The sequence below is a fragment of the Vibrio aestuarianus genome (assembly GCF_028858425.1).
GTDB classification, from domain to species: Bacteria; Pseudomonadota; Gammaproteobacteria; order Enterobacterales; family Vibrionaceae; genus Vibrio; species Vibrio aestuarianus.
Window position 1 is genome coordinate 90,320 of record NZ_JAKNYQ010000001.1, and the last position, 24,578, is coordinate 114,897.

Annotated in this window: 15 protein-coding genes, 2 tRNA genes, 2 rRNA genes and 2 pseudogenes; 8 read left to right on the forward strand and 13 right to left on the reverse strand. The window is 45.6% G+C overall.

Translation table 11 applies throughout. The features are described 5' to 3' along the window. Nucleotides 1–49 precede the first annotated feature (49 nt). The 11 genes and pseudogenes from MCT08_RS00510 to trxA all read right to left on the reverse strand — a co-directional run bounded on the left by MCT08_RS00510 (nt 50) and on the right by trxA (nt 11,398). Nucleotides 50–2,941, reverse strand: a 23S ribosomal RNA gene (locus MCT08_RS00510). 298 nt (nt 2,942–3,239) lie between these two features. Then, nucleotides 3,240–3,315, reverse strand: a tRNA-Ala gene (locus tag MCT08_RS00515). A gap of 44 nt (nt 3,316–3,359) precedes the next feature. Further along, nucleotides 3,360–3,436: transfer RNA gene (locus MCT08_RS00520), tRNA-Ile, on the reverse strand. A 65-nt stretch (nt 3,437–3,501) separates the two neighbouring features. Beyond that, nucleotides 3,502–5,047 (reverse strand): 16S ribosomal RNA (locus MCT08_RS00525). The 16S and 23S rRNA genes sit together here with 2 tRNA genes alongside, the layout of an rRNA operon. Nucleotides 5,048–5,586: 539 nt before the next feature. After that, nucleotides 5,587–6,297 carry an NAD(P)H-flavin reductase gene (fre, locus tag MCT08_RS00530; RefSeq protein WP_274677694.1) on the reverse strand — a complete coding sequence of 237 codons (711 nt, stop codon included), beginning with the start codon at nt 6,295–6,297 and terminating at the stop codon, nt 5,587–5,589. 14 nt (nt 6,298–6,311) lie between these two features. Continuing rightward, nucleotides 6,312–6,581 carry a 2Fe-2S iron-sulfur cluster-binding protein gene (locus tag MCT08_RS00535; protein ID WP_274676936.1) on the reverse strand — a complete coding sequence of 90 codons (270 nt, stop codon included), beginning with the start codon at nt 6,579–6,581 and terminating at the stop codon, nt 6,312–6,314. After that, nucleotides 6,578–6,973 (reverse strand): annotated as a pseudogene (locus MCT08_RS18630) (4-hydroxy-3-polyprenylbenzoate decarboxylase); the annotation flags it as partial. The gene MCT08_RS00535 and the pseudogene MCT08_RS18630, both read right to left, overlap by 4 nt. An 83-nt stretch (nt 6,974–7,056) precedes the next feature. After that, nucleotides 7,057–8,434 (reverse strand): annotated as a pseudogene (gene ubiD / locus MCT08_RS00540) (4-hydroxy-3-polyprenylbenzoate decarboxylase); the annotation flags it as partial. Between the two features lie 77 nt (nt 8,435–8,511). Beyond that, nucleotides 8,512–9,507 (reverse strand): hypothetical protein, encoded by a 996-nt coding sequence (locus MCT08_RS00545; RefSeq protein ID WP_274677695.1) that lies wholly within the window; start codon nt 9,505–9,507, stop codon nt 8,512–8,514. A 107-nt stretch (nt 9,508–9,614) separates the two neighbouring features. Then, nucleotides 9,615–10,874 (reverse strand): transcription termination factor Rho, encoded by a 1,260-nt coding sequence (gene rho, locus MCT08_RS00550; protein WP_053312212.1) that lies wholly within the window; start codon nt 10,872–10,874, stop codon nt 9,615–9,617. A 197-nt stretch (nt 10,875–11,071) separates the two neighbouring features. After that, complete coding sequence (gene trxA / locus MCT08_RS00555; protein ID WP_053312213.1) at nt 11,072–11,398, reverse strand: thioredoxin TrxA; 327 nt, start codon at nt 11,396–11,398, stop codon at nt 11,072–11,074. 111 nt (nt 11,399–11,509) lie between these two features. Between trxA and rhlB the strand changes: the two genes are divergently transcribed. After that, entirely contained in the window at nt 11,510–12,820 is a 1,311-nt protein-coding gene (gene rhlB, locus MCT08_RS00560; protein ID WP_053312214.1) for an ATP-dependent RNA helicase RhlB, read from the forward strand. A 7-nt stretch (nt 12,821–12,827) separates the two neighbouring features. Beyond that, nucleotides 12,828–14,321, forward strand: a complete 1,494-nt coding sequence (gppA, locus tag MCT08_RS00565; RefSeq protein ID WP_053312215.1) for a guanosine-5'-triphosphate,3'-diphosphate diphosphatase — start codon at nt 12,828–12,830, stop codon at nt 14,319–14,321. A gap of 75 nt (nt 14,322–14,396) precedes the next feature. On the opposite strand, the gene MCT08_RS00570 is transcribed toward gppA, so the two are convergent. After that, the gene (locus MCT08_RS00570) at nt 14,397–15,071 is read right to left on the reverse strand and encodes a 7-cyano-7-deazaguanine/7-aminomethyl-7-deazaguanine transporter (RefSeq protein ID WP_168523646.1); all 675 of its coding nucleotides are present in this window, start codon (nt 15,069–15,071) and stop codon (nt 14,397–14,399) included. Nucleotides 15,072–15,460: 389 nt separating this feature from the next. Here MCT08_RS00570 and gmk point away from each other — a divergent pair, with 389 nt between their 5' ends. The 6 genes from gmk to MCT08_RS00600 all read left to right on the forward strand — a co-directional run bounded on the left by gmk (nt 15,461) and on the right by MCT08_RS00600 (nt 23,152). Then, entirely contained in the window at nt 15,461–16,084 is a 624-nt protein-coding gene (gene gmk / locus MCT08_RS00575) for a guanylate kinase (RefSeq protein WP_053312217.1), read from the forward strand. A 106-nt stretch (nt 16,085–16,190) separates the two neighbouring features. Then, nucleotides 16,191–16,463 carry a DNA-directed RNA polymerase subunit omega gene (gene rpoZ, locus MCT08_RS00580; RefSeq protein ID WP_053312218.1) on the forward strand — a complete coding sequence of 91 codons (273 nt, stop codon included), beginning with the start codon at nt 16,191–16,193 and terminating at the stop codon, nt 16,461–16,463. 39 nt (nt 16,464–16,502) lie between these two features. After that, nucleotides 16,503–18,623 (forward strand): bifunctional GTP diphosphokinase/guanosine-3',5'-bis pyrophosphate 3'-pyrophosphohydrolase, encoded by a 2,121-nt coding sequence (gene spoT, locus MCT08_RS00585; protein ID WP_261915903.1) that lies wholly within the window; start codon nt 16,503–16,505, stop codon nt 18,621–18,623. A gap of 67 nt (nt 18,624–18,690) precedes the next feature. Continuing rightward, nucleotides 18,691–19,377, forward strand: coding sequence for a tRNA (guanosine(18)-2'-O)-methyltransferase TrmH (trmH, locus tag MCT08_RS00590; protein ID WP_274677696.1), 687 nt, complete (start codon nt 18,691–18,693; stop codon nt 19,375–19,377). Nucleotides 19,378–19,461: 84 nt separating this feature from the next. Further along, nucleotides 19,462–21,540, forward strand: coding sequence for an ATP-dependent DNA helicase RecG (gene recG / locus MCT08_RS00595; protein WP_274677697.1), 2,079 nt, complete (start codon nt 19,462–19,464; stop codon nt 21,538–21,540). 217 nt (nt 21,541–21,757) lie between these two features. Beyond that, nucleotides 21,758–23,152, forward strand: a complete 1,395-nt coding sequence (locus tag MCT08_RS00600) for a uracil-xanthine permease family protein (protein WP_274677698.1) — start codon at nt 21,758–21,760, stop codon at nt 23,150–23,152. A gap of 99 nt (nt 23,153–23,251) precedes the next feature. On the opposite strand, the gene envZ is transcribed toward MCT08_RS00600, so the two are convergent. Continuing rightward, the gene (gene envZ / locus MCT08_RS00605) at nt 23,252–24,556 is read right to left on the reverse strand and encodes a two-component system sensor histidine kinase EnvZ (protein WP_192075107.1); all 1,305 of its coding nucleotides are present in this window, start codon (nt 24,554–24,556) and stop codon (nt 23,252–23,254) included. Between the last annotated feature and the right edge of the window lie 22 nt (nt 24,557–24,578).

The following is a 24,578-nucleotide window of genomic DNA, read 5'->3' on the forward strand; positions in this document are numbered from 1 at the left end:
TCACATTCAATGTTCTTCTATTGAGCCCACAAAACCCCTTCGGTGTTGTATGGTTAAGCCTCACGGGCAATTAGTATTGGTTAGCTCAACGCCTCGCAGCGCTTACACACCCAACCTATCAACGTTCTAGTCTCGAACAACCCTTTAGGACACTTAAAGTGCCAGGGAAGACTCATCTCAGGGCTCGCTTCCCGCTTAGATGCTTTCAGCGGTTATCGATTCCGAACTTAGCTACCGGGCAATGCTACTGGCGTAACAACCCGAACACCAGAGGTTCGTCCACTCCGGTCCTCTCGTACTAGGAGCAGCCCCCTTCAATCTTCCAACGCCCACGGCAGATAGGGACCGAACTGTCTCACGACGTTCTAAACCCAGCTCGCGTACCACTTTAAATGGCGAACAGCCATACCCTTGGGACCGACTTCAGCCCCAGGATGTGATGAGCCGACATCGAGGTGCCAAACACCGCCGTCGATATGAACTCTTGGGCGGTATCAGCCTGTTATCCCCGGAGTACCTTTTATCCGTTGAGCGATGGCCCTTCCATTCAGAACCACCGGATCACTATGACCTACTTTCGTACCTGCTCGAATTGTCATTCTCGCAGTTAAGCGGGCTTATGCCATTGCACTAACCACACGATGTCCAACCGTGTTTAGCCCACCTTCGTGCTCCTCCGTTACTCTTTGGGAGGAGACCGCCCCAGTCAAACTACCCACCAGGCACTGTCCGCAACCCCGATTAGGGGCCAACGTTAGAACATCAAAACTACAAGGGTGGTATTTCAAGGACGACTCCACGCAATCTAGCGACTGCGCTTCTAAGTCTCCCACCTATCCTACACATGTAGGTTCAATGTTCAGTGCCAAGCTGTAGTAAAGGTTCACGGGGTCTTTCCGTCTAGCCGCGGGTACACTGCATCTTCACAGCGATTTCAATTTCACTGAGTCTCGGGTGGAGACAGCGTGGCCATCATTACGCCATTCGTGCAGGTCGGAACTTACCCGACAAGGAATTTCGCTACCTTAGGACCGTTATAGTTACGGCCGCCGTTTACCGGGGCTTCGATCAAGAGCTTCGACCTAAGTCTAACCCCATCAATTAACCTTCCGGCACCGGGCAGGCGTCACACCGTATACGTCATCTTACGATTTTGCACAGTGCTGTGTTTTTAATAAACAGTTGCAGCCACCTGGTATCTGCGACTCTCAGTAGCTCCATCCGCTAGGGACTTCACCGCCAAGAGCGTACCTTCTCCCGAAGTTACGGTACCATTTTGCCTAGTTCCTTCACCCGAGTTCTCTCAAGCGCCTTGGTATTCTCTACCCGACCACCTGTGTCGGTTTGGGGTACGATTGCTTATAATCTGAAGCTTAGAGGCTTTTCCTGGAAGCATGGCATCAATGACTTCACACCCGTAGGTGCTCGACGTCGTGTCTCAGCCTAACAAGAAACCGGATTTACCTAGTCTCTTAGCCTACGCACTTGAACCTGGACAACCGTCGCCAGGCCCACCTAGCCTTCTCCGTCCCCCCATCGCAATTATAAGCAGTACGGGAATATTAACCCGTTTCCCATCGACTACGCTTTTCAGCCTCGCCTTAGGGGTCGACTTACCCTGCCCCGATTAACGTTGGACAGGAACCCTTGGTCTTCCGGCGTGGGGGTTTTTCACCCCCATTATCGTTACTCATGTCAGCATTCGCACTTCTGATACCTCCAGCATGCTTTACAACACACCTTCAACGGCTTACAGAACGCTCCCCTACCCCACAATCTTACGATTGCAGCCGCAGCTTCGGTTTACTACTTAGCCCCGTTACATCTTCCGCGCAGGCCGACTCGACCAGTGAGCTATTACGCTTTCTTTAAATGATGGCTGCTTCTAAGCCAACATCCTGGCTGTCTGAGCCTTCCCACATCGTTTCCCACTTAGTAGTAATTTGGGACCTTAGCTGGCGGTCTGGGTTGTTTCCCTCTCCACGACGGACGTTAGCACCCGCCGTGTGTCTCCCGGATAGTACTTACTGGTATTCGGAGTTTGCAAAGGGTTGGTAAGTCGGGATGACCCCCTAGCCTTAACAGTGCTCTACCCCCAGTAGTATTCGTCCGAGGCGCTACCTAAATAGCTTTCGGGGAGAACCAGCTATCTCCGAGTTTGATTGGCCTTTCACCCCTAGCCACAAGTCATCCGCTAATTTTTCAACATTAGTCGGTTCGGTCCTCCAATTGATGTTACTCAATCTTCAACCTGCCCATGGCTAGATCACTCGGTTTCGGGTCTATATCCAGAGACTAAAGCGCCCAGTTAAGACTCGGTTTCCCTACGGCTCCCCTATACGGTTAACCTTGCCACTGAATATAAGTCGCTGACCCATTATACAAAAGGTACGCAGTCACAGGACAAAGCCTGCTCCTACTGCTTGTACGTACACGGTTTCAGGTTCTATTTCACTCCCCTCACAGGGGTTCTTTTCGCCTTTCCCTCACGGTACTGGTTCACTATCGGTCAGTCAGTAGTATTTAGCCTTGGAGGATGGTCCCCCCATATTCAAACAGGATATCACGTGTCCCGCCTTACTCGTTTTCACTTAGAATGACGTGTCGGTTACGGGGCTATCACCCTTTATTGCCACGCTTTCCAGCGTGTTCACCTGCATCATTTAAAGCTTAAGGGCTAGTCCAATTTCGCTCGCCGCTACTTTCGGAATCTCAGTTGATTTCTTTTCCTTCGGGTACTTAGATGTTTCAGTTCCCCGAGTTCGCCTCGCTGCGCTATGTATTCACGCAGCGATACTAGCTTATGCTAGTGGGTTTCCCCATTCGGAAATCGTAGACTCAAGTGGCTTTTACTGCCTAATCTACGCTTATCGCAAGTTAATACGTCCTTCATCGCCTCTGACTGCCAAGGCATCCACCGTGTACGCTTAGTCACTTAACCATACAACCCGAAGAAGTTTCGTGTTGATGACAAGTCACCAAGGTTTAGTGTCTCTCTTTATTGAATGAGCGAGAGACATTTCGATTTTGCCGGACTCAATTTTGAAAACTTACCGCAGTAAGCTTTCCCAAGAACACTTGAATGTGTTTGGTATCAACACGTAAACGTATTGATATTGAGAACTTTTATTTGATAACAACAAATCACGTTGTTATCAGTCAGCTTTCCAAATTGTTAAAGAGCAAGATTTTCTGATGAAAACCATTTTTAAGAACACTTAAGCAAATGTGCTTAAAGATGGTGGAGCTATGCGGGATCGAACCGCAGACCTCCTGCGTGCAAGGCAGGCGCTCTCCCAGCTGAGCTATAGCCCCATCAGGTGTGTGATACTGTGTGCCAATCTTCGATTAAGAAGAATTGGTGGGTCTGAGTGGACTTGAACCACCGACCTCTCGCTTATCAGGCGAACGCTCTAACCACCTGAGCTACAGACCCAGCATCGTCTCTAAAACTGTATAAACCATCAATCTGTGTGGACACTCATCAGTGTAATCATCGTATAAGGAGGTGATCCAGCGCCAGGTTCCCCTAGCGCTACCTTGTTACGACTTCACCCCAGTCATGAACCACAAAGTGGTGAGCGTCCTCCCCGAAAGGTTAAACTACCCACTTCTTTTGCAGCCCACTCCCATGGTGTGACGGGCGGTGTGTACAAGGCCCGGGAACGTATTCACCGTGGCATTCTGATCCACGATTACTAGCGATTCCGACTTCATGGAGTCGAGTTGCAGACTCCAATCCGGACTACGACGCACTTTTTGGGATTCGCTCACTTTCGCAAGTTGGCTGCCCTCTGTATGCGCCATTGTAGCACGTGTGTAGCCCTACTCGTAAGGGCCATGATGACTTGACGTCGTCCCCACCTTCCTCCGGTTTATCACCGGCAGTCTCCCTGGAGTTCCCGACATTACTCGCTGGCAAACAAGGATAAGGGTTGCGCTCGTTGCGGGACTTAACCCAACATTTCACAACACGAGCTGACGACAGCCATGCAGCACCTGTCTCAGAGCTCCCGAAGGCACTCCTGCGTCTCCGCTGGATTCTCTGGATGTCAAGAGTAGGTAAGGTTCTTCGCGTTGCATCGAATTAAACCACATGCTCCACCGCTTGTGCGGGCCCCCGTCAATTCATTTGAGTTTTAATCTTGCGACCGTACTCCCCAGGCGGTCTACTTAACGCGTTAGCTCCGAAAGCCACGGCTCAAGGCCACAACCTCCAAGTAGACATCGTTTACGGCGTGGACTACCAGGGTATCTAATCCTGTTTGCTCCCCACGCTTTCGCATCTGAGTGTCAGTATCTGTCCAGGGGGCCGCCTTCGCCACCGGTATTCCTTCAGATCTCTACGCATTTCACCGCTACACCTGAAATTCTACCCCCCTCTACAGTACTCTAGTCCGCCAGTTTCAAATGCAGTTCCGAGGTTGAGCCCCGGGCTTTCACATCTGACTTAACGAACCACCTGCATGCGCTTTACGCCCAGTAATTCCGATTAACGCTCGCACCCTCCGTATTACCGCGGCTGCTGGCACGGAGTTAGCCGGTGCTTCTTCTGTCGCTAACGTCAAATGATGCTGCTATTAACAACACCCCTTCCTCACGACTGAAAGTACTTTACAACCCGAAGGCCTTCTTCATACACGCGGCATGGCTGCATCAGGCTTGCGCCCATTGTGCAATATTCCCCACTGCTGCCTCCCGTAGGAGTCTGGACCGTGTCTCAGTTCCAGTGTGGCTGATCATCCTCTCAGACCAGCTAGGGATCGTCGCCTTGGTGAGCCATTACCTCACCAACTAGCTAATCCCACCTAGGCATATCCTGACGCGAGAGGCCCGAAGGTCCCCCTCTTTGGCCCGTAGGCATCATGCGGTATTAGCCATCGTTTCCAATGGTTATCCCCCACATCAGGGCAATTTCCTAGGCATTACTCACCCGTCCGCCGCTCGTCATCTTCAAAAGCAAGCTTTTGAAATGTTACCGCTCGACTTGCATGTGTTAGGCCTGCCGCCAGCGTTCAATCTGAGCCATGATCAAACTCTTCAATTAAAGTTTTGTTGGTCCTAAGACCGGCTCAATGAATACTGACTTCAAAACTGCTCTTACTCGAAAGTAAAAAGTAATTTTAAAGCTATTGCTGTTCCAACAGAACAACAATGAATTGACTGTGCCAAAATCAAGTAAACTTGATTCTGATTGGTCACTCAGTTCATTGATAAATCTTTTTCGATTATCATCAACGAGTGCCCACACAGATTGATAGGTTTATATTGTTAAAGAGCGTTCTTCGTTTGGTTGCCGTGGCTTCCTTGGAAGAGGCGGCCATTCTAGCGAGATAATTTTTTGTGTCAAACACTTTTTTAAATTATTTCGTCTTACCGATTTGACCTACTGATTGACTGGCTAGTGGGGCTTGAACCCTTACTGGCTGTGCCGTGTCAGTGAGGCGGCATTATAGGGATAGCGAAGATGAGTGCAAGCGGTTTTTAATAAAAACTGATAAAAACAGGTTGTTTGATTAAATATACGTCGAAAGTGCACAAAAGAAGGTTTTTAGCCTTCTCTTAGTTATGATTGAATAGCAATATTTATATAAAAGCATATGCATCAGAGAACATTCGATCACTTTTGGCTTGTTTATGCTGAGTAAACTGTTCTCTTGCCGAGCCTGCCATTTCAAAACGACCTGCGATATAAATATCATAGTCTTCTAGAGACTCAAAGTCTTCATTAATTGCCTGAAGTACATTACCAACTTTCCCATTCCAAACTTCATCTGCGTTTTCAACAACAGGCACAAAATGTATGTTATCAAATTGCTGTGCAATATCCTTTAGTTCATCTTGCGCATACAACTGGCAGCTATCTTTGGCTCCCCAGTATAAATAGATAGGTGTTGTTTTATTTCGATTTATACATTGATCGAGGATTGAACGCACATAGCTAAAGCCAGTTCCCCCTGCAATCAACAGCAGAGGTCGCTCACTTTCTTTGAGCCATGCTTCACCGTGTGGAGCATCGATACTTACCGTTCCATTGCCATTCAAAACCGTTTTCATCATTTCTACAACTTCAAATGCATAAGCATTGTGCTCTGCTGCACCAATATGCAATTCCAACTCACCATTATGACGGCAAGGACTACTTGCAATTGAAAATGGACGTTTATCTTTTTCACCCATTTCAACCATCAAATACTGTCCAGCTTTGAAGGCCAAAGCTGTTTCGGGGTTAAGGATTATTTTATACGTATTACAAGCTAATGGTTCAATAGACTGCACTTTACATTGAATGGTCATGTTCTTCCTCTTACTTACTCAGCGAAAGTAAGTACTAAATTACTTTTTGCAAAAGCTAGGCAAGGGAATATCCAGCCTTGTTGTTGCTCACTATCCGTCAACATTGGTTCAAGGTTGTATTCCACTTCACCTTCTAATTTTTTGCACATACACATAGCGCATGCGCCTATATGACAGCGGTTCGGAAAGCTGATGTTATTATTGAGTGCAGCTTCCAATACTGTTTCTCCATCTTGAACATCGAAACTATCGCCTTTAGGCAACAAGATCACGCTGTAGGTCATAAAATACCTAACTCATCCCACAATGAATCAATTTTGCCGACAAGTTGCGCGTCTTTTTTAATTGGTGTTCCCCACTCCCTCTGAACCTCATCACCTAATTTATTAGTTGCATCTAAAGCCAATTTAGAACATCGACCTGATTGTGCTTTGAGCTGGATAGTATCGCGCGCAGGATCCATGCGAGTGGTGATAGCCCAGATTACATCATTCCAGTCACGGGCATTAACATCTTCATCACACAGCACAATAAATTTTGCATCAGTGAACCGCTCTAAGAATGACCAAACACCTTGTAATACTGTTATAGATTGTCCTGCGCTTTGCTTCTTCATCGTGATAGTTACAAAGCGATTATCTTGAGGTGCTAGCGGCAGGTAGACATCAATAACTTCTGGATACAGTGTTTTTAACTGCTCTATATGCTCAGAGCAAATACTTGCTGTTTCCAATTCCAATACTTCAGCGGAACTTAACGATTCTACATCCCATTTGATGGTTGCATCGAAGCCCATCTTTGAACCTAAACCAACAACCGGAGAAGCAAAGTCTAATGAATCAATCGGAGTGTGCTCAATGAACAATGTATCCCGGACCGGCTCCATATGCTCTGTCATCGCTTGCGTTACTGAGCTCCAATCTCGGGCATTCACCGATTCATCGCAAACAATCACATATTTGGTATACATAAATTGACGTAGGAATGACCATACTCCCATCATGACCCGTTTCGCATGGCCAGGATACTGTTTCTTCATTGTCACTACAGCCATTCGATACGAACAGCCTTCAGGGGGTAAATAGAAGTCAATAATTTCAGGGAATTGCTTTTGGAGTATTGGTACGAAAACCTCATTTAGTGCCACTCCTAACACAGCAGGTTCATCCGGCGGACGCCCCGTGTAAGTACTGTGATAGATTGGATTTTTACGCATCGTAATATGAGTGATGGTAAATACATGATGTTTTTCTACTTCATTATAGTAACCAGTGTGGTCACCATAAGGTCCTTCATCAGCAAATTCGTTTGGATCGATGTAGCCTTCCAGCACAATTTCAGCACTGGCAGGCACGTCTAGATCATTGCTAATTGATTTAACGACTTCGGTTTTGCTACCACGGAGCAAGCCTGCAAAAGCGTATTCAGAAAGTGTATCGGGAACGGGGGTTACCGCGCCTAAAATGGTTGCAGGATCTGCACCAAAGGCCACAGAAACTGGGAAATTTTCCCCAGGGTGAGTTTCCATCCAATCTCTTAGATCCAGAGCACCACCTCGGTGAGCAAGCCAGCGCATGATAATTTTATTTTTACCTAGCTTCTGCTGACGATAAATCCCGAGATTTTGTCTCTTCTTATTAGGCCCTTTAGTCACAGTTAAACCCCAAGTAAGGAGCGGTGCAACATCGTCAGCCCAACAACTCATCACTGGAATTTTATCTAGATCAACTTGCTCACCCTGCCAAATTACTTCTTGGCAAAATGCTTTACGCAAACGTTTAGTCGGCATATTAAGCACCTGTTTAAAAACTGGTAGCTTATCAATCGCATCCTTAAAACCTTTCGGTGGCTCCGGCTCTTTGAGATAAGCCAACAATTTACCTACTTCTCGTAGTTCTTGAACCTCTTGACGCCCCATACCAATAGCCACACGCTCTGGCGTACCGAATAGGTTGGTCAGTACGGGAAAATCGTAACCGATAGGATTTTCAAACAACAAAGCAGGACCAGCTGCACGTAAAATACGATCGCTGATCTCCGTCATTTCATAATGAGGGTCGATGGGGTGAGTTATACGCTTCAATTGACCGATTTTTTCTAGGTGGTCAATGAACTCACGTAAATCCTTAAAACTCATAGGCCTACTGCATGGCTGGTTAAACTGCATGCAGTATACCAAAAACAAACGTGAGACGATCCCCAATTTTAATGAGGTTATTGCGAGAGCACCTGCAAAATATTATGACTTTTTACTCGATGATTACTAGATACTAATTCTTTCAACCAATTTGACTGCCCTTGTTCAACCAATGCACTAGCTACAAGAGATACATCATCATTGGTTGACATTTTTGCGATCAAAAACTCACGAACTAACGGTGGCATCGGCTCTATTCGGACTAACTCATCAATCGCTTGTATTTTTAAGCTTGGGTTTTCACTGGCTAGTATTATCTGATTGATGGCAAACTCGTTACCAACACTAGCTAGACGAACCAATTCTTGTTCAAGATGGAAGTCAGCCCGCATTAGCCAGAGCAACTTATATATGTCTGGATTTTCGCTAACTTGAGCTAAACGCACCATCACTTGGGAAGATGGCAACCAACTTGTCACCGATTCAGAGGTCAATTGAGCGGCAAGATACAAAAGCGCTTCCGTTGATAAACGGTCTAATTCACGGATCAATAACGCTTCTCGTATACGCACCTGATTGGCACTACCAGATAGCCAGGTTTTTAATATCAAATCTTTCTGCTCTACCTTGATCAAAAAATCGAGAATGGTTTGCTCTTGCTGCTGCTTTTTAATTAGGCGGTTTGCTATAGAGGGAGAATTAAAAGCAGGCGTTGAAAATTCATACCCCTCTTCTTTTTCCACTACTTGATAAGTCGGTACTATTGCTTGTTGAGATTCGACAAAGATAAGCATTTTCGGCGTTAAAGTGAGATTCAACTGCTCTATTTTCTGCAACAAAAGAAAACGCACAGCTTCTTGCTGCGGTAATGCTAATCGCTGTAACGCAAAATTCAGAGAATCAACTTCATCAAGCATCGCATACTGCAGTAATTCCGCGGTTTTATTGCGAATTGATTCTTCTTGTAGCCATTGTTGGGCATTAGCTGACGGCATTTCAATTGCCAACGCTGTGGGCGTCGCCTGCAACAAAACAGCCGAAAGGATAAGTGACGACAACATTCCTTGTTGCATGTTAACCTCCTTGTAACATTTCATCCATTGTGAAAGGTTACTGAGGATAATGCAAATAAAAACGCCACCTAAGTAGGTGGCGTTCGCAAAGTATAACTTAGCTGTCGTTATTGACGACGCATTGCATCAAAAAACTCATCGTTAGTTTTCGTCATTGCAAGCTTATCAATAAGGAATTCCATCGCATCCGACTCACCCATAGGATGAACGATCTTACGTAGAATCCACATTTTTTGCAGTTCATCGGTCTTAGTTAACAACTCTTCACGACGAGTACCACTGCGGTTGAAATCAATCGCTGGGAAGACACGTTTTTCTGCAATCTTACGGTTAAGGTGCAGTTCCATGTTACCTGTACCTTTGAACTCTTCGTAGATAACTTCATCCATTTTAGAGCCTGTATCCACAAGCGCAGTCGCGATAATGGTTAAACTACCACCCTCTTCGACATTACGAGCGGCACCGAAGAAACGTTTAGGACGATGCAATGCGTTAGCGTCGACACCACCAGTCAGTACCTTACCAGATGAAGGAACAACGGTGTTGTAAGCACGAGCTAAGCGAGTAATTGAGTCAAGCAAGATAACAACGTCTTTCTTATGCTCAACCAGACGCTTCGCTTTTTCAATTACCATTTCAGCAACTTGAACGTGGCGGGAAGCAGGTTCATCAAACGTCGATGCAATCACTTCACCTTTTACCAAACGTTGCATTTCAGTAACTTCTTCAGGGCGTTCATCAATAAGCAGTACCATCAACTCACATTCTGGGTGGTTGTTAGCAATACTTTGTGCGATGTTCTGTAGCAACATGGTTTTACCCGCTTTTGGCGGAGCAACAATCAAACCACGCTGGCCTTTACCGATAGGTGAAGCTAGATCAAGAACACGTGCGGTAATATCTTCTGTCGAACCATTACCACGCTCCATGATCATACGCTCGTTAGCGTGAAGAGGTGTTAAGTTCTCGAATAAGATTTTGTTACGTGCGTTATCAGGCTTATCACGGTTAACCGTGTTAACTTTCAGCAAAGCAAAGTAACGCTCACCTTCTTTGGGTGGACGAATTTTACCCGCTACTGAGTCACCAGTGCGTAAGTTGAAACGACGAATTTGGCTTGGTGATACGTAGATATCGTCAGGACCAGCTAGGTATGAGCTGTCGGCACTGCGAAGAAAACCAAAACCGTCTTGAAGAATTTCCAAGACCCCGTCGCCAAATATGTCTTCACCACTTTTTGCGTGCGCTTTTAGGATGGAGAAGATAATGTCTTGTTTTCTTAGACGCGCTAGGTTTTCGAGGCCTAGGCTCTCACCAAGTTTCACAAGATCAGACACTGGTCTGTTCTTCAATTCTGTTAGATTCATTGTGGTGGATACTTGTTTAGTCAAAATAGGATCTATTTTCTAGTTAAGATGGATTTTGGTCTCAGGATCGACCAAGAAGTGAACACATGTCTAATTAACGTGCGATAAACTAGCACTAAATACTAGCCTAGTCTAGAGTTTGTTTAATTTCAAAAAACAAAGCCGTACATCAAAAATGTACGGCCTTATGATACCAGTTATAGGTTAGCGTCCAAAAACTCTTTTAACTGAGTTTTTGATAGCGCGCCTACTTTCGTTGCTGCAACACTACCATTTTTAAACAGCAATAGCGTTGGGATGCCACGAATACCAAACTTAGGTGGAGTACCTGCGTTGTGGTCGATATTTAATTTACCGATAGTCAGTTTGCCTTCGTACTCTTCTGCAATTTCATCCAGAATTGGGGCAATCATCTTACAAGGACCACACCATTCTGCCCAAAAATCAACAAGAACTGGGCCTGCAGCTTTGATTACATCGTTCTCAAAACCTTCATCCGTAAGCTGCAAAATCTTATCGCTCATCTTCCACTCCAATGTGTTTTTCTGAACTGGTTGTAAGCTAACCAGTAAATAGATGCTCTATTGGAATGTATTTACTTTCGTATTGCAAGCTTAAGCTGATATTCTATAGCAATGAAAAAGACGCATATCACAGAGCAAAAGTTCGCCGATTTGGGATTAAACCCTCAAGTTGTTGAAGGATTGGAGAAAAAAGGGTTCGATTATTGTACCCCGATCCAAGCCTTGGCGTTGCCGGTACTGCTCACCGGCCAAGACATTGCAGGCCAGGCCCAAACAGGGACTGGTAAAACGCTTGCGTTTCTTACTGCTACTTTTAACCATTTGCTTACCACCCCTGAACATGAAGGGCGTAAACCGACTCAGCCTCGTGCCATTATCATGGCTCCTACGCGTGAGTTAGCAATCCAGATTTACAATGATGCAGAACCGCTAATTGCTAGCACTGGTATTAAAGCCGCGTTAGCTTATGGTGGTGAAAGCTATGATAAACAGCTAACTAAGTTACAAGGTGGTGTGGATGTATTAATCGGTACCACTGGCCGTATCATTGATTTCTACAAACAGCACGTATTTAACTTAAACAACATTCAAGCAGTTGTACTTGATGAAGCAGATCGCATGTTCGACCTTGGCTTTATTAAAGACATTCGTTTCTTGTTCCGCCGTATGCCAGAACCGAAAGAGCGTTTGAACATGCTGTTTTCAGCAACTTTGTCATATCGTGTGCAAGAGTTAGCTTTTGAACACATGAACAACCCTGAGCACGTGGTAGTAGAACCTGAGCAAAAAACGGGTCATCGTATTCAAGAAGAGCTTTTCTACCCTTCTAATGAACACAAGATGGCATTATTACAGACCATTATCGAAGAAGATTGGCCAGAGCGCGCCATTATTTTTGCTAATACCAAATACCGTTGTGATTCAATCTGGGGACACTTAGCTGCAGATGGTCACCGTGTAGGCTTGCTAACGGGTGATGTTCCACAGAAAAAACGTGAAAAAATCCTTGAGCAATTCACAACTGGTGAAGTTGATATTCTTGTCGCAACAGATGTCGCCGCTCGTGGTTTGCATATTCCACAAGTAACTCACGTATTTAACTATGATTTACCCGACGATTGCGAAGATTACGTTCACCGCATTGGCCGTACTGGTCGTGCAGGAGCAAGTGGTCATTCCATCAGTTTTGCATGTGAAGAATATGCCATTAACTTAACGGCGATTGAAGAATACACCGGACACGCGATTCCTGTATCCGACTACGATGCTTCAGCTCTCATTGAAGACCTTCCAGCACCAATACGTATGCGTAGTCGCAACCCGCAACAACGTCGTACCAATAATAACGGTCCTCGTTCTGGCAATAATCGCAAGCCGCAAAACCGTCGACCACGTCAACCGCATCAGAATAAGAGTTCTTAATTCATTTATGAGTAAAGCCGCCTCCTCTCCACTCTATGCTGCCATCGACCTTGGGTCGAACAGTTTTCATATGCTCATTGTGCGTCATATCAATGGTAGTGTGCAGACCATGGCCAAAATAAAGCGTAAGGTTCGCTTAGCTGCTGGGTTAAACGATAACAACCAACTCAGCCATGAAGCCATGCAAAGAGGATGGGACTGCTTAAGCTTATTTGCGGAACGACTGCAAGACATACCCGCCAGCAATATTCGTATTGTTGGTACTGCCACACTGCGCACTGCGACTAACGTTGATTTGTTCTTAACCAAAGCCAATAGCATCTTAGGCCATCAAATTAACGTTATCTCTGGTGAAGAAGAAGCTGCCACTATCTACAAAGGGGTAGCTCATACTTCTGGTGGCTTAGGACGTCGCTTAGTGGTCGATATTGGTGGTGCCAGTACCGAACTCATTATTGGTGAAGGTTTTGAAGCCAAAGCCCTAACTAGTCTAAAAATGGGTTGTGTAACTTGGCTTGAACGTCATTTTAAAGATCGACAGCTCAACGTCACCAATTTCAATCAAGCGATTGAAGCTGCCAAGCAAACTCTAGAACCAATTCTTGAGCAATACTCTCAGTTGGGATGGAATGTTTGTGTCGGTGCCAGCGGCACAGTACAAGCACTACAAGAAATTATGTTAGCGCAAGGTATGGATGAGGTAATCACTCATGCCAAGCTCAAACGCTTACAAAAACAAGCAATGTTGGCCGACCATTTAGAAGAGCTAGAGATCGAAGGCTTAACCCTAGAGAGAGCGTTAGTTTTCCCAAGTGGTCTTTCCATTTTGATTGCTATCTTTGAGTTACTCAACATTGAGTCGATGACTTTAGCTGGAGGCGCACTACGCGAAGGCTTAGTTTATGAGATGGTCGACGAATTACGCCAAAACGATATTCGAGCTCGTACGATTAACAGTGTGCAAGCTCGATATCAAATTGATACTGAATACGCCCAGCAAGTTTCTAAACTGACATTATCACTACTGCAACAGTGTGGTGGTGAAGATTGGGTTGCGGAACCACAAGCTGCAATGCTGCTATCAACGGCAGCACAATTACATGAAATCGGCTTAGCGATAGATTTCAAAAAAGGGGGCGAACACAGCGCCTACCTACTACAAAACCTCGATTTACCCGGTTATACGCGGGCACAAAAACACTTTTTAGCTGAAGTAGTACGCCGTTATCGTGAACAGCTTTATTCATTGCCAGAACAACACGCGCTTTCTGCAAACAGTGGTAAACGAGTTTTACGCCTGCTACGCCTCGCGGTATTACTTAGCCATCGCCGAAATAGTCAGTTAGAGCCGACCTTCACGCTTCATGCGCAAGACGATCAGCTCACACTCACTTTGCAAGCAAGTTGGTTAAAAGCCAATCCTCTTACTGCAGCAGAATTAGAAATAGAGGCTAACCGTCAAACCGATATTGGTTGGCCGCTAGCTATCGAAAATAGCTAAAACAATATCAATAAAAAAGCCCGAGCACTCACCATACTCGGGCTTTTTTATATTTGGAACTATTTATAGAGAAACTTATTGCGCTTTCATACCAACTGCACGAAAACCAGGGTTGACTGCCGTCAGCTTCTTAATTAAATAATTCAGTAACACACCGTACATAGGTACAAATAAACCTAAACTAATCACCAGTTTAAAACCGTAATCAACCAACGCGATTTCAGTCCAATGCTCGGCCATAAATGGATCTGGGCTTTGGTAAAATGCAATAGCAAAAAAGGCGATGGTATCGAGAGCATTGCCAAATAGCGTCGAACAGGTCGGTGCCACCCACCACTGCTTCATTTGGCGTAAGCGGTTAAAGACATGAACATCCATAATTTGTCCAAGCAAGTAAGCCATAAAGCTCGCAATCGCAATCCGCGCGACAAACAGGTTAAATTCCTGTAGGTGAGCCACTCCTTGATATTGACCTTCAAAGAACACCACCGACAAAAAGTACGACACTGCCAATGCCGGTAACATCACTAAGAAGATAATCTTACGAGCTAATGGCGCACCAAAAATACGCACGGTTAAGTCTGTCGCTAGGAAAATAAACGGAAATGTAAATGCGCCCCAAGTGGTATGGAAGCCAAACACCGTAAAGGGTAATTGAACAAGGTAGTTGCTTGAAGCAATAATGATCAAATGAAACAGCACCAATAGTGCCAAAGCTTTGCGCTGCTGCGCAGGGGTAAAGTTATTCATACTGTACCTTTTTAGTTTGTTTTGGGGGCGAGGGAACCCAAATTGAAGAAAAATCTTCTGCGAATAAATGGTATGACTGAGCATGAAAACTCAGCGGGCGGCGATTATACATTAATCAATTTACGCTGCAAGTGACTCCAAAAAAGCAAACGTTTAAGCTAATAAACTTTCTTTACGCTATTTTTATAGTTGGTGGCATTTTCCTTTATCACTTGGGATCAAGCTTTCTCTTGTGAAGATCTGAAAGATCATGCTACTCTTCGCCTCCATTTTTTCTGGCCTAATTTTCCATCAAACTTGATGTGACTGTCGCGGTCAGTGCTATCTTTTATAATGTTGATAGACGTATTATCAACGTTCAATCCAAACCTTAAAGTGGAACAGAACTGATGGGCAAAGGTACTCTTTATATCGTCTCTGCACCGAGTGGCGCAGGCAAATCTAGCTTGATCTCTGCAATGTTGGAAACCAACCCAGCTTATGCAATGAAAGTGTCTGTTTCCCATACTACTCGCGGCATGCGTCCTGGCGAACAAGATGGCGTACACTACCACTTTGTTCAAAAAGAGCAGTTTGAAACACTCATTGCCCAGGGTGAATTTTTAGAGCATGCGGAAGTGTTTGGTAACTACTACGGTACTTCTCGTATTTGGATTGAAAATAACCTAGATAAAGGAATTGATGTGTTCTTGGACATTGACTGGCAAGGTGCCCGTCAAATTCGAGAGCAGATGCCACTTGCAAAAAGCGTGTTCATTTTGCCGCCATCAAACGGTGAATTAGAGCGTCGCCTTAACACTCGTGGTCAAGACAGCGAAGCGGTTATTGCAAAACGCATGGCTGAAGCAAAATCTGAAATTTCTCATTATGATGAATACGATTATTTGATCATTAACGATGATTTCGACACTGCCCTGATTGATTTTAAAGCCATCATTCGAGCAGAAAGATTGAAGCAAGACAAGCAAGCTGCTAAATATAACGGCATGCTTAAAGCACTATTGGCTGAATAACCTCAGCCACAAACTGATATAGAGCAGTCTAATTGCTAGAATCTAGTATCGTTAGGCTGTATACTTTCTCGTCATTCAAAAATTTAGTTAACTATTTGGAGTTCTCATGGCACGCGTAACTGTTCAAGACGCTGTTGAAAAAGTTGGCAACCGTTTCGACCTAGTTCTGATTGCGGCTCGCCGCGCACGTCAAATGCAAACTGGCGGTAAAGATTCACTTGTGCCAGAAGAGAACGATAAGACGACAGTTATCGCTCTTCGCGAAATTGAAGAAGGTCTTATCACGAAAGATGTACTTGATGCACGTGAGCGTCAAGAGCAACAAGAGCAAGAAGCAGCAGAATTAGCCGCAGTAAGCAGTATCGCTCACAACCGTTAATTCTGACATTCAAATTCAACAACCTTCCGGGCCTATAATTTGTACCTATTTGATAGCCTTAAAGACGTTGTACAAGAATATCTAACAGAGCCTCAAGTTGAGGCTCTGCGTCAATCTTATGTTGTCGCACGTGAGGCTCATGAAGGGCAGACACGTTCTAGCGGCGAGCCTTATATCATTCACCCTGTTGCTGTTTCTCGTATCTTGGCCGAAATGCGTCTAGATTTAGAAACGCTTCAAGCGGCATTGCTACATGATGTCATTGAAGATTGCGACGTCACCAAAGACGATCTCGAAAATCAATTTGGCCATGCCGTTGCAGAACTTGTGGATGGCGTTTCCAAGCTCGACAAACTTAAATTCCGTGACCGCAAAGAAGCACAAGCAGAGAACTTTCGTAAGATGGTGCTCGCCATGGTGCAAGATATTCGCGTTATTCTTATCAAACTTGCTGACCGCACACATAACATGCGCACGCTGGGCGCTCTGCGACCGGATAAAAAACGTCGTATTGCCCGCGAAACGCTAGAGATTTACGCCCCACTTGCTCATCGTTTGGGTATCCATAATATTAAGACTGAACTCGAAGAGCTTGGCTTTGAAGCACTGTATCCCAATCGCTATCGTGTTCTAAAAGAAGTGGTAAAGTCAGCGCGTGGTAATCGAAAAGAGATGATCCAGCGTATCCATAGTGAAATTGAAGGCCGTCTGCAAGACGTTAACCTGCAAGTTCGCGTGGTTGGCCGTGAAAAAAACCTGTTCTCTATCTACAACAAGATGAAAACCAAAGAGCAGCGCTTTCACACCATCATGGATATCTACGCATTTCGTGTCATCGTTGATAGCGCCGATACATGCTATCGCGTGTTAGGACAAGTACACAGCCTTTACAAGCCTCGTCCAGGTCGTATGAAGGATTATATTGCCGTACCAAAAGCGAATGGCTATCAATCACTTCATACCTCAATGGTTGGCCCTCACGGTGTGCCTGTTGAAGTCCAAATCCGAACGGAAGATATGGATCAAATGGCGGACAAAGGGGTTGCGGCGCATTGGTCTTATAAAGGCAATGGTGACCGTACTGGTACCACTGCGCAAATCAAAGCGCAGCGTTGGATGCAAAGCCTACTTGAGCTTCAACAAAGTGCTGGTAACTCATTTGAATTTATTGAAAATGTAAAATCTGATCTCTTCCCTGATGAGATTTATGTCTTTACTCCAAAAGGTCGCATTGTTGAGCTACCTGTCGGTGCAACCGCCGTTGATTTTGCTTACGCAGTTCATACCGACGTTGGCAATACTTGTGTTGGTACACGTGTAGATCGCAGCCCATACCCACTGAGCAAAGCCCTAAAGAATGGCCAAACGATAGAAATCATCAGTGCACCTGGTGCTCGTCCTAACGCCGCTTGGCTCAACTACGTAGTGACCTCTCGTGCTCGTACGAAGATCCGTCAAGTACTCAAAACAATGCGTCGCGAAGAGTCAATCACTCTCGGCCGCCGCTTACTAAACCACGCGTTGGGCGATCTCTCACTGAGTGATATCAATGAGAGCAATATCAAGCACGTATTAGGCGAACTGAAAATTGCCTCCGTCGATGATCTCCTTGCTGCCATTGGTTTGGGCGAACTGATGAGCATTGTCATTGCGCGCCGCTTATTGGGCGATGCTGATGAACTGACCGAAGTGCAAAGCAGTGATGGAAAGCCGAGGAAAAAACTACCAATCCGTGGTGCTGAAGGAATTTTGCTGACCTTTGCGAACTGCTGTCACCCTATTCCAGATGATCACATCATTGCTCATGTCTCTCCGGGACGTGGTTTAGTCGTGCACCGTGAAACTTGTCCGAATGTCCGTGGCTATCAACGAGAACCGGACAAATATATGGCAGTGGAATGGTCAAAAGATTACGACCAAGAGTTCATTACCGAGCTTAAAGTGGATATGCAAAACCACCAAGGTGCTTTAGCGGCATTGACCAATGTGATCTCAAAAACGGGATCAAACATTCATGGTCTATCAACAGAAGAGCGTGATGGTCGTTTGTATACGGTAACGGTACTACTGACCACAAAAGATCGCATTCACTTGGCTGGCATTATGAAGAAAATTCGCGTGATGCCTCATGCACTCAAAGTGCGACGTAGAAAGAACTAAAGATCAAAACGTGCCCTTGATGCTGATGCTCAAGGGCATTTTTATTTCCATACAAGCTAAATTTTTTATGAATATCGAACGATACCAACGAATCCAACAAGTATTAAAAGCTCGTCAACCAGACCTCACCCTATGCCTAGAGGAAGTTCACAAACCCAACAATGTGTCAGCGGTTATCCGCACCGCGGATGCAACTGGCTTACATAAAATTCATGCTGTGTGGCCAGACAAAAAAATGCGTACTCTAGCCCATACTTCAGCGGGGGCAAGAAACTGGGTCGAGGTCGATACCCATGACACCATCGGCGATGCGGTAAGTGAATTAAAAAACCAAGGCATGCAGGTATTAGTGACGCATTTATCAGATAGCGCTGTGGATTTTAGAGAGATTGATTACACCAAACCGACCGCCATCATTTTAGGCGGTGAAAAAAATGGGATCACTCAGCAAGCGTTAGATCTCGCAGACCAAGACATCATCATTCCCATGGTAGGTATGGTGCAATCACTCAATGTTTCTGTCGCCAGTGCTTTGATTCTGTATGAAGCACAGCGTCAACGCCAAGCGGCAGGCATGTATGACCGAGAAAAGAGTCTCCTACCGGAGCAAACCATTCAACGCATTATTTTTGAACGTGGTCATCCAGTCTTAGCCAAAGTGGCCAAGCGTAAGGGGTTATCCTACCCCGAATTAGACCATGTAGGACAAATTGTGGCGGATGAAGCTTGGTGGCAGGCGATGCAAAGCAAGTAACCTCAACTCACCTTATTTTATCCTGTACAAAAAAACAGTTAGATGATTGAATAACAACAAAATGAACTGTTAACGAGCCACTTTATGTCACAGCTACTTTCTGCAATTCCTTTTACCTCACTCTCTGGAGTGGGGGCAAAAGTGGCTGAGAAGCTCAGTAAAATTGGCTTGAATAACGTTCAAGATCTGCTGTTTCATCTTCCTTTACGCTACGAAGACCGAACTCGTATCTACCCAATAGCCAAACTTCACCCTGGGCTTTGGGCTGCTGTACAGGGTAAAGTGATGACCGTTGATACGGTATTTGGTAAACGTAAAATGCTGACGGTTAAAATCAGCGATGGCAATGGTACGATCACGCTGCGTTTTTTTAATTTCACAGCAGGAATGAAAAATAACTTTTCGGAAGGTAAGTTAGTACACGCTTACGGCGAAATAAAGCGCGGTGGTTTTGGATTAGAAATTGTCCACCCTGATTACAAATTCCATGTCCCACAGCAACAACCAGATATTGAAGCCAGCTTAACACCAGTTTACCCAACCACCGATGGTCTGCGCCAACTGACACTGCGTACCCTCACAGATCAAGCTCTCGATTTACTCGATAAAGCCGCAGTACAAGAGTTACTGCCTTCCGGTTTATACGCTCACCAATTAACGCTAGCCCAAGCGCTGCACATCGTCCATCGCCCACCAACTGACATCAATCTCGAACTGTTTGATGAAGGTAAACACCCGGCACAAATTCGCTTAATCATCGAAGAATTACTTGCGCAGAATCTTTCGATGTTGGCGGTTCGTAGCCAAGGGCAACAAGATATTGCACTGCCACTAACAGAATCTGCAAACCTCAAACGGCAGCTACTTAAACAACTGCCTTTTTCGCCAACCAATGCTCAGACACGTGTGGTGCAAGAGATCGAAGCTGACCTTGCCAAACCACACCCGATGATGCGCTTGGTTCAAGGTGATGTTGGTTCCGGTAAAACATTGGTGGCAGCGTTGGCCGCTCTACGCGCGATAGAACATGGATATCAGGTTGCGTTAATGGCCCCTACCGAATTACTGGCCGAGCAGCATGCGATCAATTTTGCCAACTGGTTTGAAAATATGGGCATTACTGTTGGCTGGCTGGCGGGTAAACTAAAAGGAAAAGCCAAAGAAACTGAACTTGCGCGTATTGCTAGCGGTGAGGCAAAAATGGTAGTAGGTACTCACGCACTGTTCCAAGAACATGTGCAATTCCACCATTTGGCTCTGGTGATCATTGATGAACAACATCGCTTTGGTGTCCACCAGCGTTTGGAACTGCGAGAAAAAGGAGCCAAACAAGGGGCTTATCCGCATCAGCTAATCATGACGGCCACACCGATTCCACGCACACTGGCCATGACCGCCTATGCTGACTTAGAAACCTCAGTGATTGATGAACTACCACCGGGGCGAACCCCCATTCAAACGGTCGCCATTCCTGATACCAAACGTGATGACATCGTCGAACGAGTGCGTAACGCCTGCCTCAATGAAGGAAAACAGGCCTATTGGGTTTGTACCTTAATTGATGAATCAGAAGTATTAGAAGCACAAGCTGCGGCAGATACGGCTGAAGAACTGCAACGAACGCTGCCCGATGTCAAAATTGGCTTAGTGCATGGCAGAATGAAGCCAGCTGAAAAACAGGCGGTGATGAAAGCGTTCAAAGACAACGAGCTACACTTATTGGTCGCGACCACGGTCATAGAGGTTGGAGTAGACGTTCCCAATTCGAGTTTAATGATCATTGAGAACCCAGAACGCTTAGGTTTAGCTCAACTACATCAATTGCGTGGACGCGTTGGACGCGGTTCCGTCGCCAGCCATTGTGTATTGCTTTACCACGCTCCACTCTCTAAAACGGCACAAAAAAGACTCGCGGTATTGCGCGAAAGCAATGATGGTTTTGTGATTGCCCAGCGTGATTTAGAAATCCGTGGCCCGGGTGAATTACTCGGCACCAAACAAACTGGTTTGGCTGATTTTAAAATTGCCGATTTAATCCGCGATCAGCGCTTAATACCTGAAGTACAGCGTATCGCACGTTATTTACACGACCACTATCCAAGTAACGCCACCGCGATTATTGAACGCTGGCTCGGTGATAAAGACGTTTACGCTAAAGCTTAGTACGTGACTCCTTTGCATATTAATTTGGCCCCACCAAAGGCAAACGTTTGCTTTTCACAATAAAGCCTCTATAATTTCGCCAATTTTTTTGGTGATCGACTCACCACTCCCAGTCCGAGCAGATTCTGACTAACAGCAATCACAGATGACGTATCTGCTCCACTTAGTGCTCCCATTCAGCGGGCTCTAAGCTACTATGCACAATTAGGAAAACACTATGACTACCCAAAACGCTTCGCGTAAGTCTGACTTGGTTTATCAACTCAATGACCGACCGCCACTGCCACAAACGATTTTTGCGGCCCTACAACACTTACTGGCCATGTTTGTTGCCGTGATTACGCCATCATTAATCATCTGCCAAGCTCTCGGTGTGTCACCAGAACAAACCAACACCATTATTAGCATGTCATTGTTCGCGTCTGGTTTATCCTCTTTCATTCAAATTCGTACCATTGGTCCGATTGGCTCTGGATTATTGTCAATTCAAGGGACCAGCTTTAACTTTCTTGGCCCAATCATTGGCGCTGGCTTATCACTAAAAGCGGGCGGCGCGGATATATCAACCATGATGGCCGCAATCTTCGGCACCATTTTGGTCGCCTCTTTTGCTGAAATTTTACTATCTCGCGTTTTAGAATACGCACGCCGAGTCATTACGCCTTTGGTCTCTGGCATTGTGGTCACACTGATTGGCCTAACGTTAGTACAAGTTGGTTTGGTCTCAATGGGGGGCGGTTACGCCGCTTTAAGCGACGGAACCTTTGGCAGCCTAGATAAACTGGCGCTAGCTGGAACCGTATTGGGGCTGATTGTGTTACTGAACCGCTCAAGCAACCCTTACATTCGTGTTGCCTCGATCGTGATTGCGATGCTCACCGGTTATATGATGGCGTACTTCATGGGCATGATAGACACTTCCTCATTAGGTGAAACGGCAACCATTGCACTACCAATACCGATGCAGTTTGGTCTCGGTTTTGATTGGTCGCTATTTATTCCATTAGTACTAATTTTCTTGATCACCGCTCTCGAAGCCATTGGTGATATCACCGCTACATCAGAGGTGTCAGGAGAGCCTGTAAAAGGCCCTATCTACATGAAGCGGATTAAAGGCGGCGTCTTAGCCGATGGTCTAAACTCTGCACTGGCAGCGGTATTTAATAGTTTCCCCAATTCAACCTTTAGCCAAAACAACGGCGTGATCATGCTAACTGGCGTAGCAAGTCGCTACGTGGGTTATTTTATCTCAGCAATGTTAGTGCTACTTGGTTTATTCCCAGGTGTTGCCAGCTTTGTGCAGTTGATTCCTGAACCAGTATTAGGCGGTGCGACCATTGTTATGTTTGGCACAATCGCAGCCGCTGGAGTGCGTATTATTTCGCGTGTTGAACTCGACCGCCGCGCCATTTTGATCATGGCACTGTCATTTTCGATGGGCTTAGGTATTGCTCAAAAACCTGAAATCTTACAATTCATGCCTGAATTCATTAAGAGTATTTTCTCATCTGGCGTAGCCGCTGGCGGTATTACCGCTATTTTGCTTAATCTAATTTTGCCAGAAAGATTGCCAGAAGAAGATGGCCTCTTAGAAGAGATGAAATCGAATTAACCAGCAAATACAACAATGGGCTCAGATGAGCCCATTTTTATTACTATCGATTTATCGATCGAATATCACGATAGGATATTGAACGATGTTGCGTTAACTTCATTTAGTTGGGAAGCTGATCTGCGCTTTCAAACCACCTTCACTGCGATTACGAACCGTCACGCTACCATGGTGCTGTCCGACAATACGTTTGACTATCGCAAGCCCCAATCCGGTCCCTTCGCTGCCTCGTGCGGTATCTCCACGCGTAAAGGGTTCAAATACTTTACTCACTTGGCTAGGCTCAATACCGGGACCATTATCTTCAACACATATCCACGCCATTTTATTATCGGCAGTGGTGCCCGTGCTGACTTTTACCCATCCATTTCCATAACGAATCGCATTCACCACCAAGTTACTCACCGCACGCTTAATTGCAATGGGGTTACCGAAAGCGGTCTGCATCGATGAATGCAAAGAGACATCAATTTTTATCTCATATCCCCCTTCAGCAGTTGCGACATCGTTGGCTATCTCATTGAGATCAACCTTCTCAAATGTCTGTATATTGACCGGTTTTAGATAATCCATAAATTGACTGATGATCTCATTGCACTCCTCGGTATCACTGATGATCCCTTCCGCTAGATAGCTGTCTTGAGGTGACATCATCTCCGTCGCAAGACGAATGCGCGTCAATGGCGTGCGTAAGTCATGGCTTATGCCTGCCATCAGTAATGCTCTATCTTCCTCTAAGGCTTGTATCCCTTGTGACATTTGGTTAAACGCCACGGTGACGGAACGAATTTCCGATGCCCCTTTTACTGGTAATGGCGGTGGATGGTCACCTCGCCCCACCGCCTTAGCCGCTTTTTCTAGCGCAATTAAAGGACGATTTTGTAAACGGATAAACAACCACCCGCCGACAACAATAAAAATCGCCATCAGCAAACTGTTGCGAAATAACGGTGAAAAATCTTCCTTTTGCAACTCAGATAGTGGGATTCGAATCAATGATCCAGGGAACGACTCCACTTTTATCCATAAAATGTAACTCTCTTTGCCAAGCATCATGCGTACATCAGTGGGAGAGCCGAGCTCATGAGTCATCTCCTCACTCATCAAATCAATACTAAGCGCCTGTTCATACTCTTGTGCAATTTCACTGCCTTCAGCATGAATGGTTACCCCTAACTGCTCTAACACGCGGCGGCGCTGCGGGGCATCCATATCCAGCCCATCAGTATCGCTGGCTGCATCATCGAGCATGAGGTTAATTTCGTGCCCGAGAATTTTATTGAACTGCTGCAAACTTGGCATCAAAGCATAATTGAACACCGCATAGTAAGAGTACATTTGGCTAGCAATGAGTAATGAAAAGAAAAGTAGAATCGATTGAGTGAACGAGCTGCGAATACGCATACGAAGACCTTGCTGTGAAAAA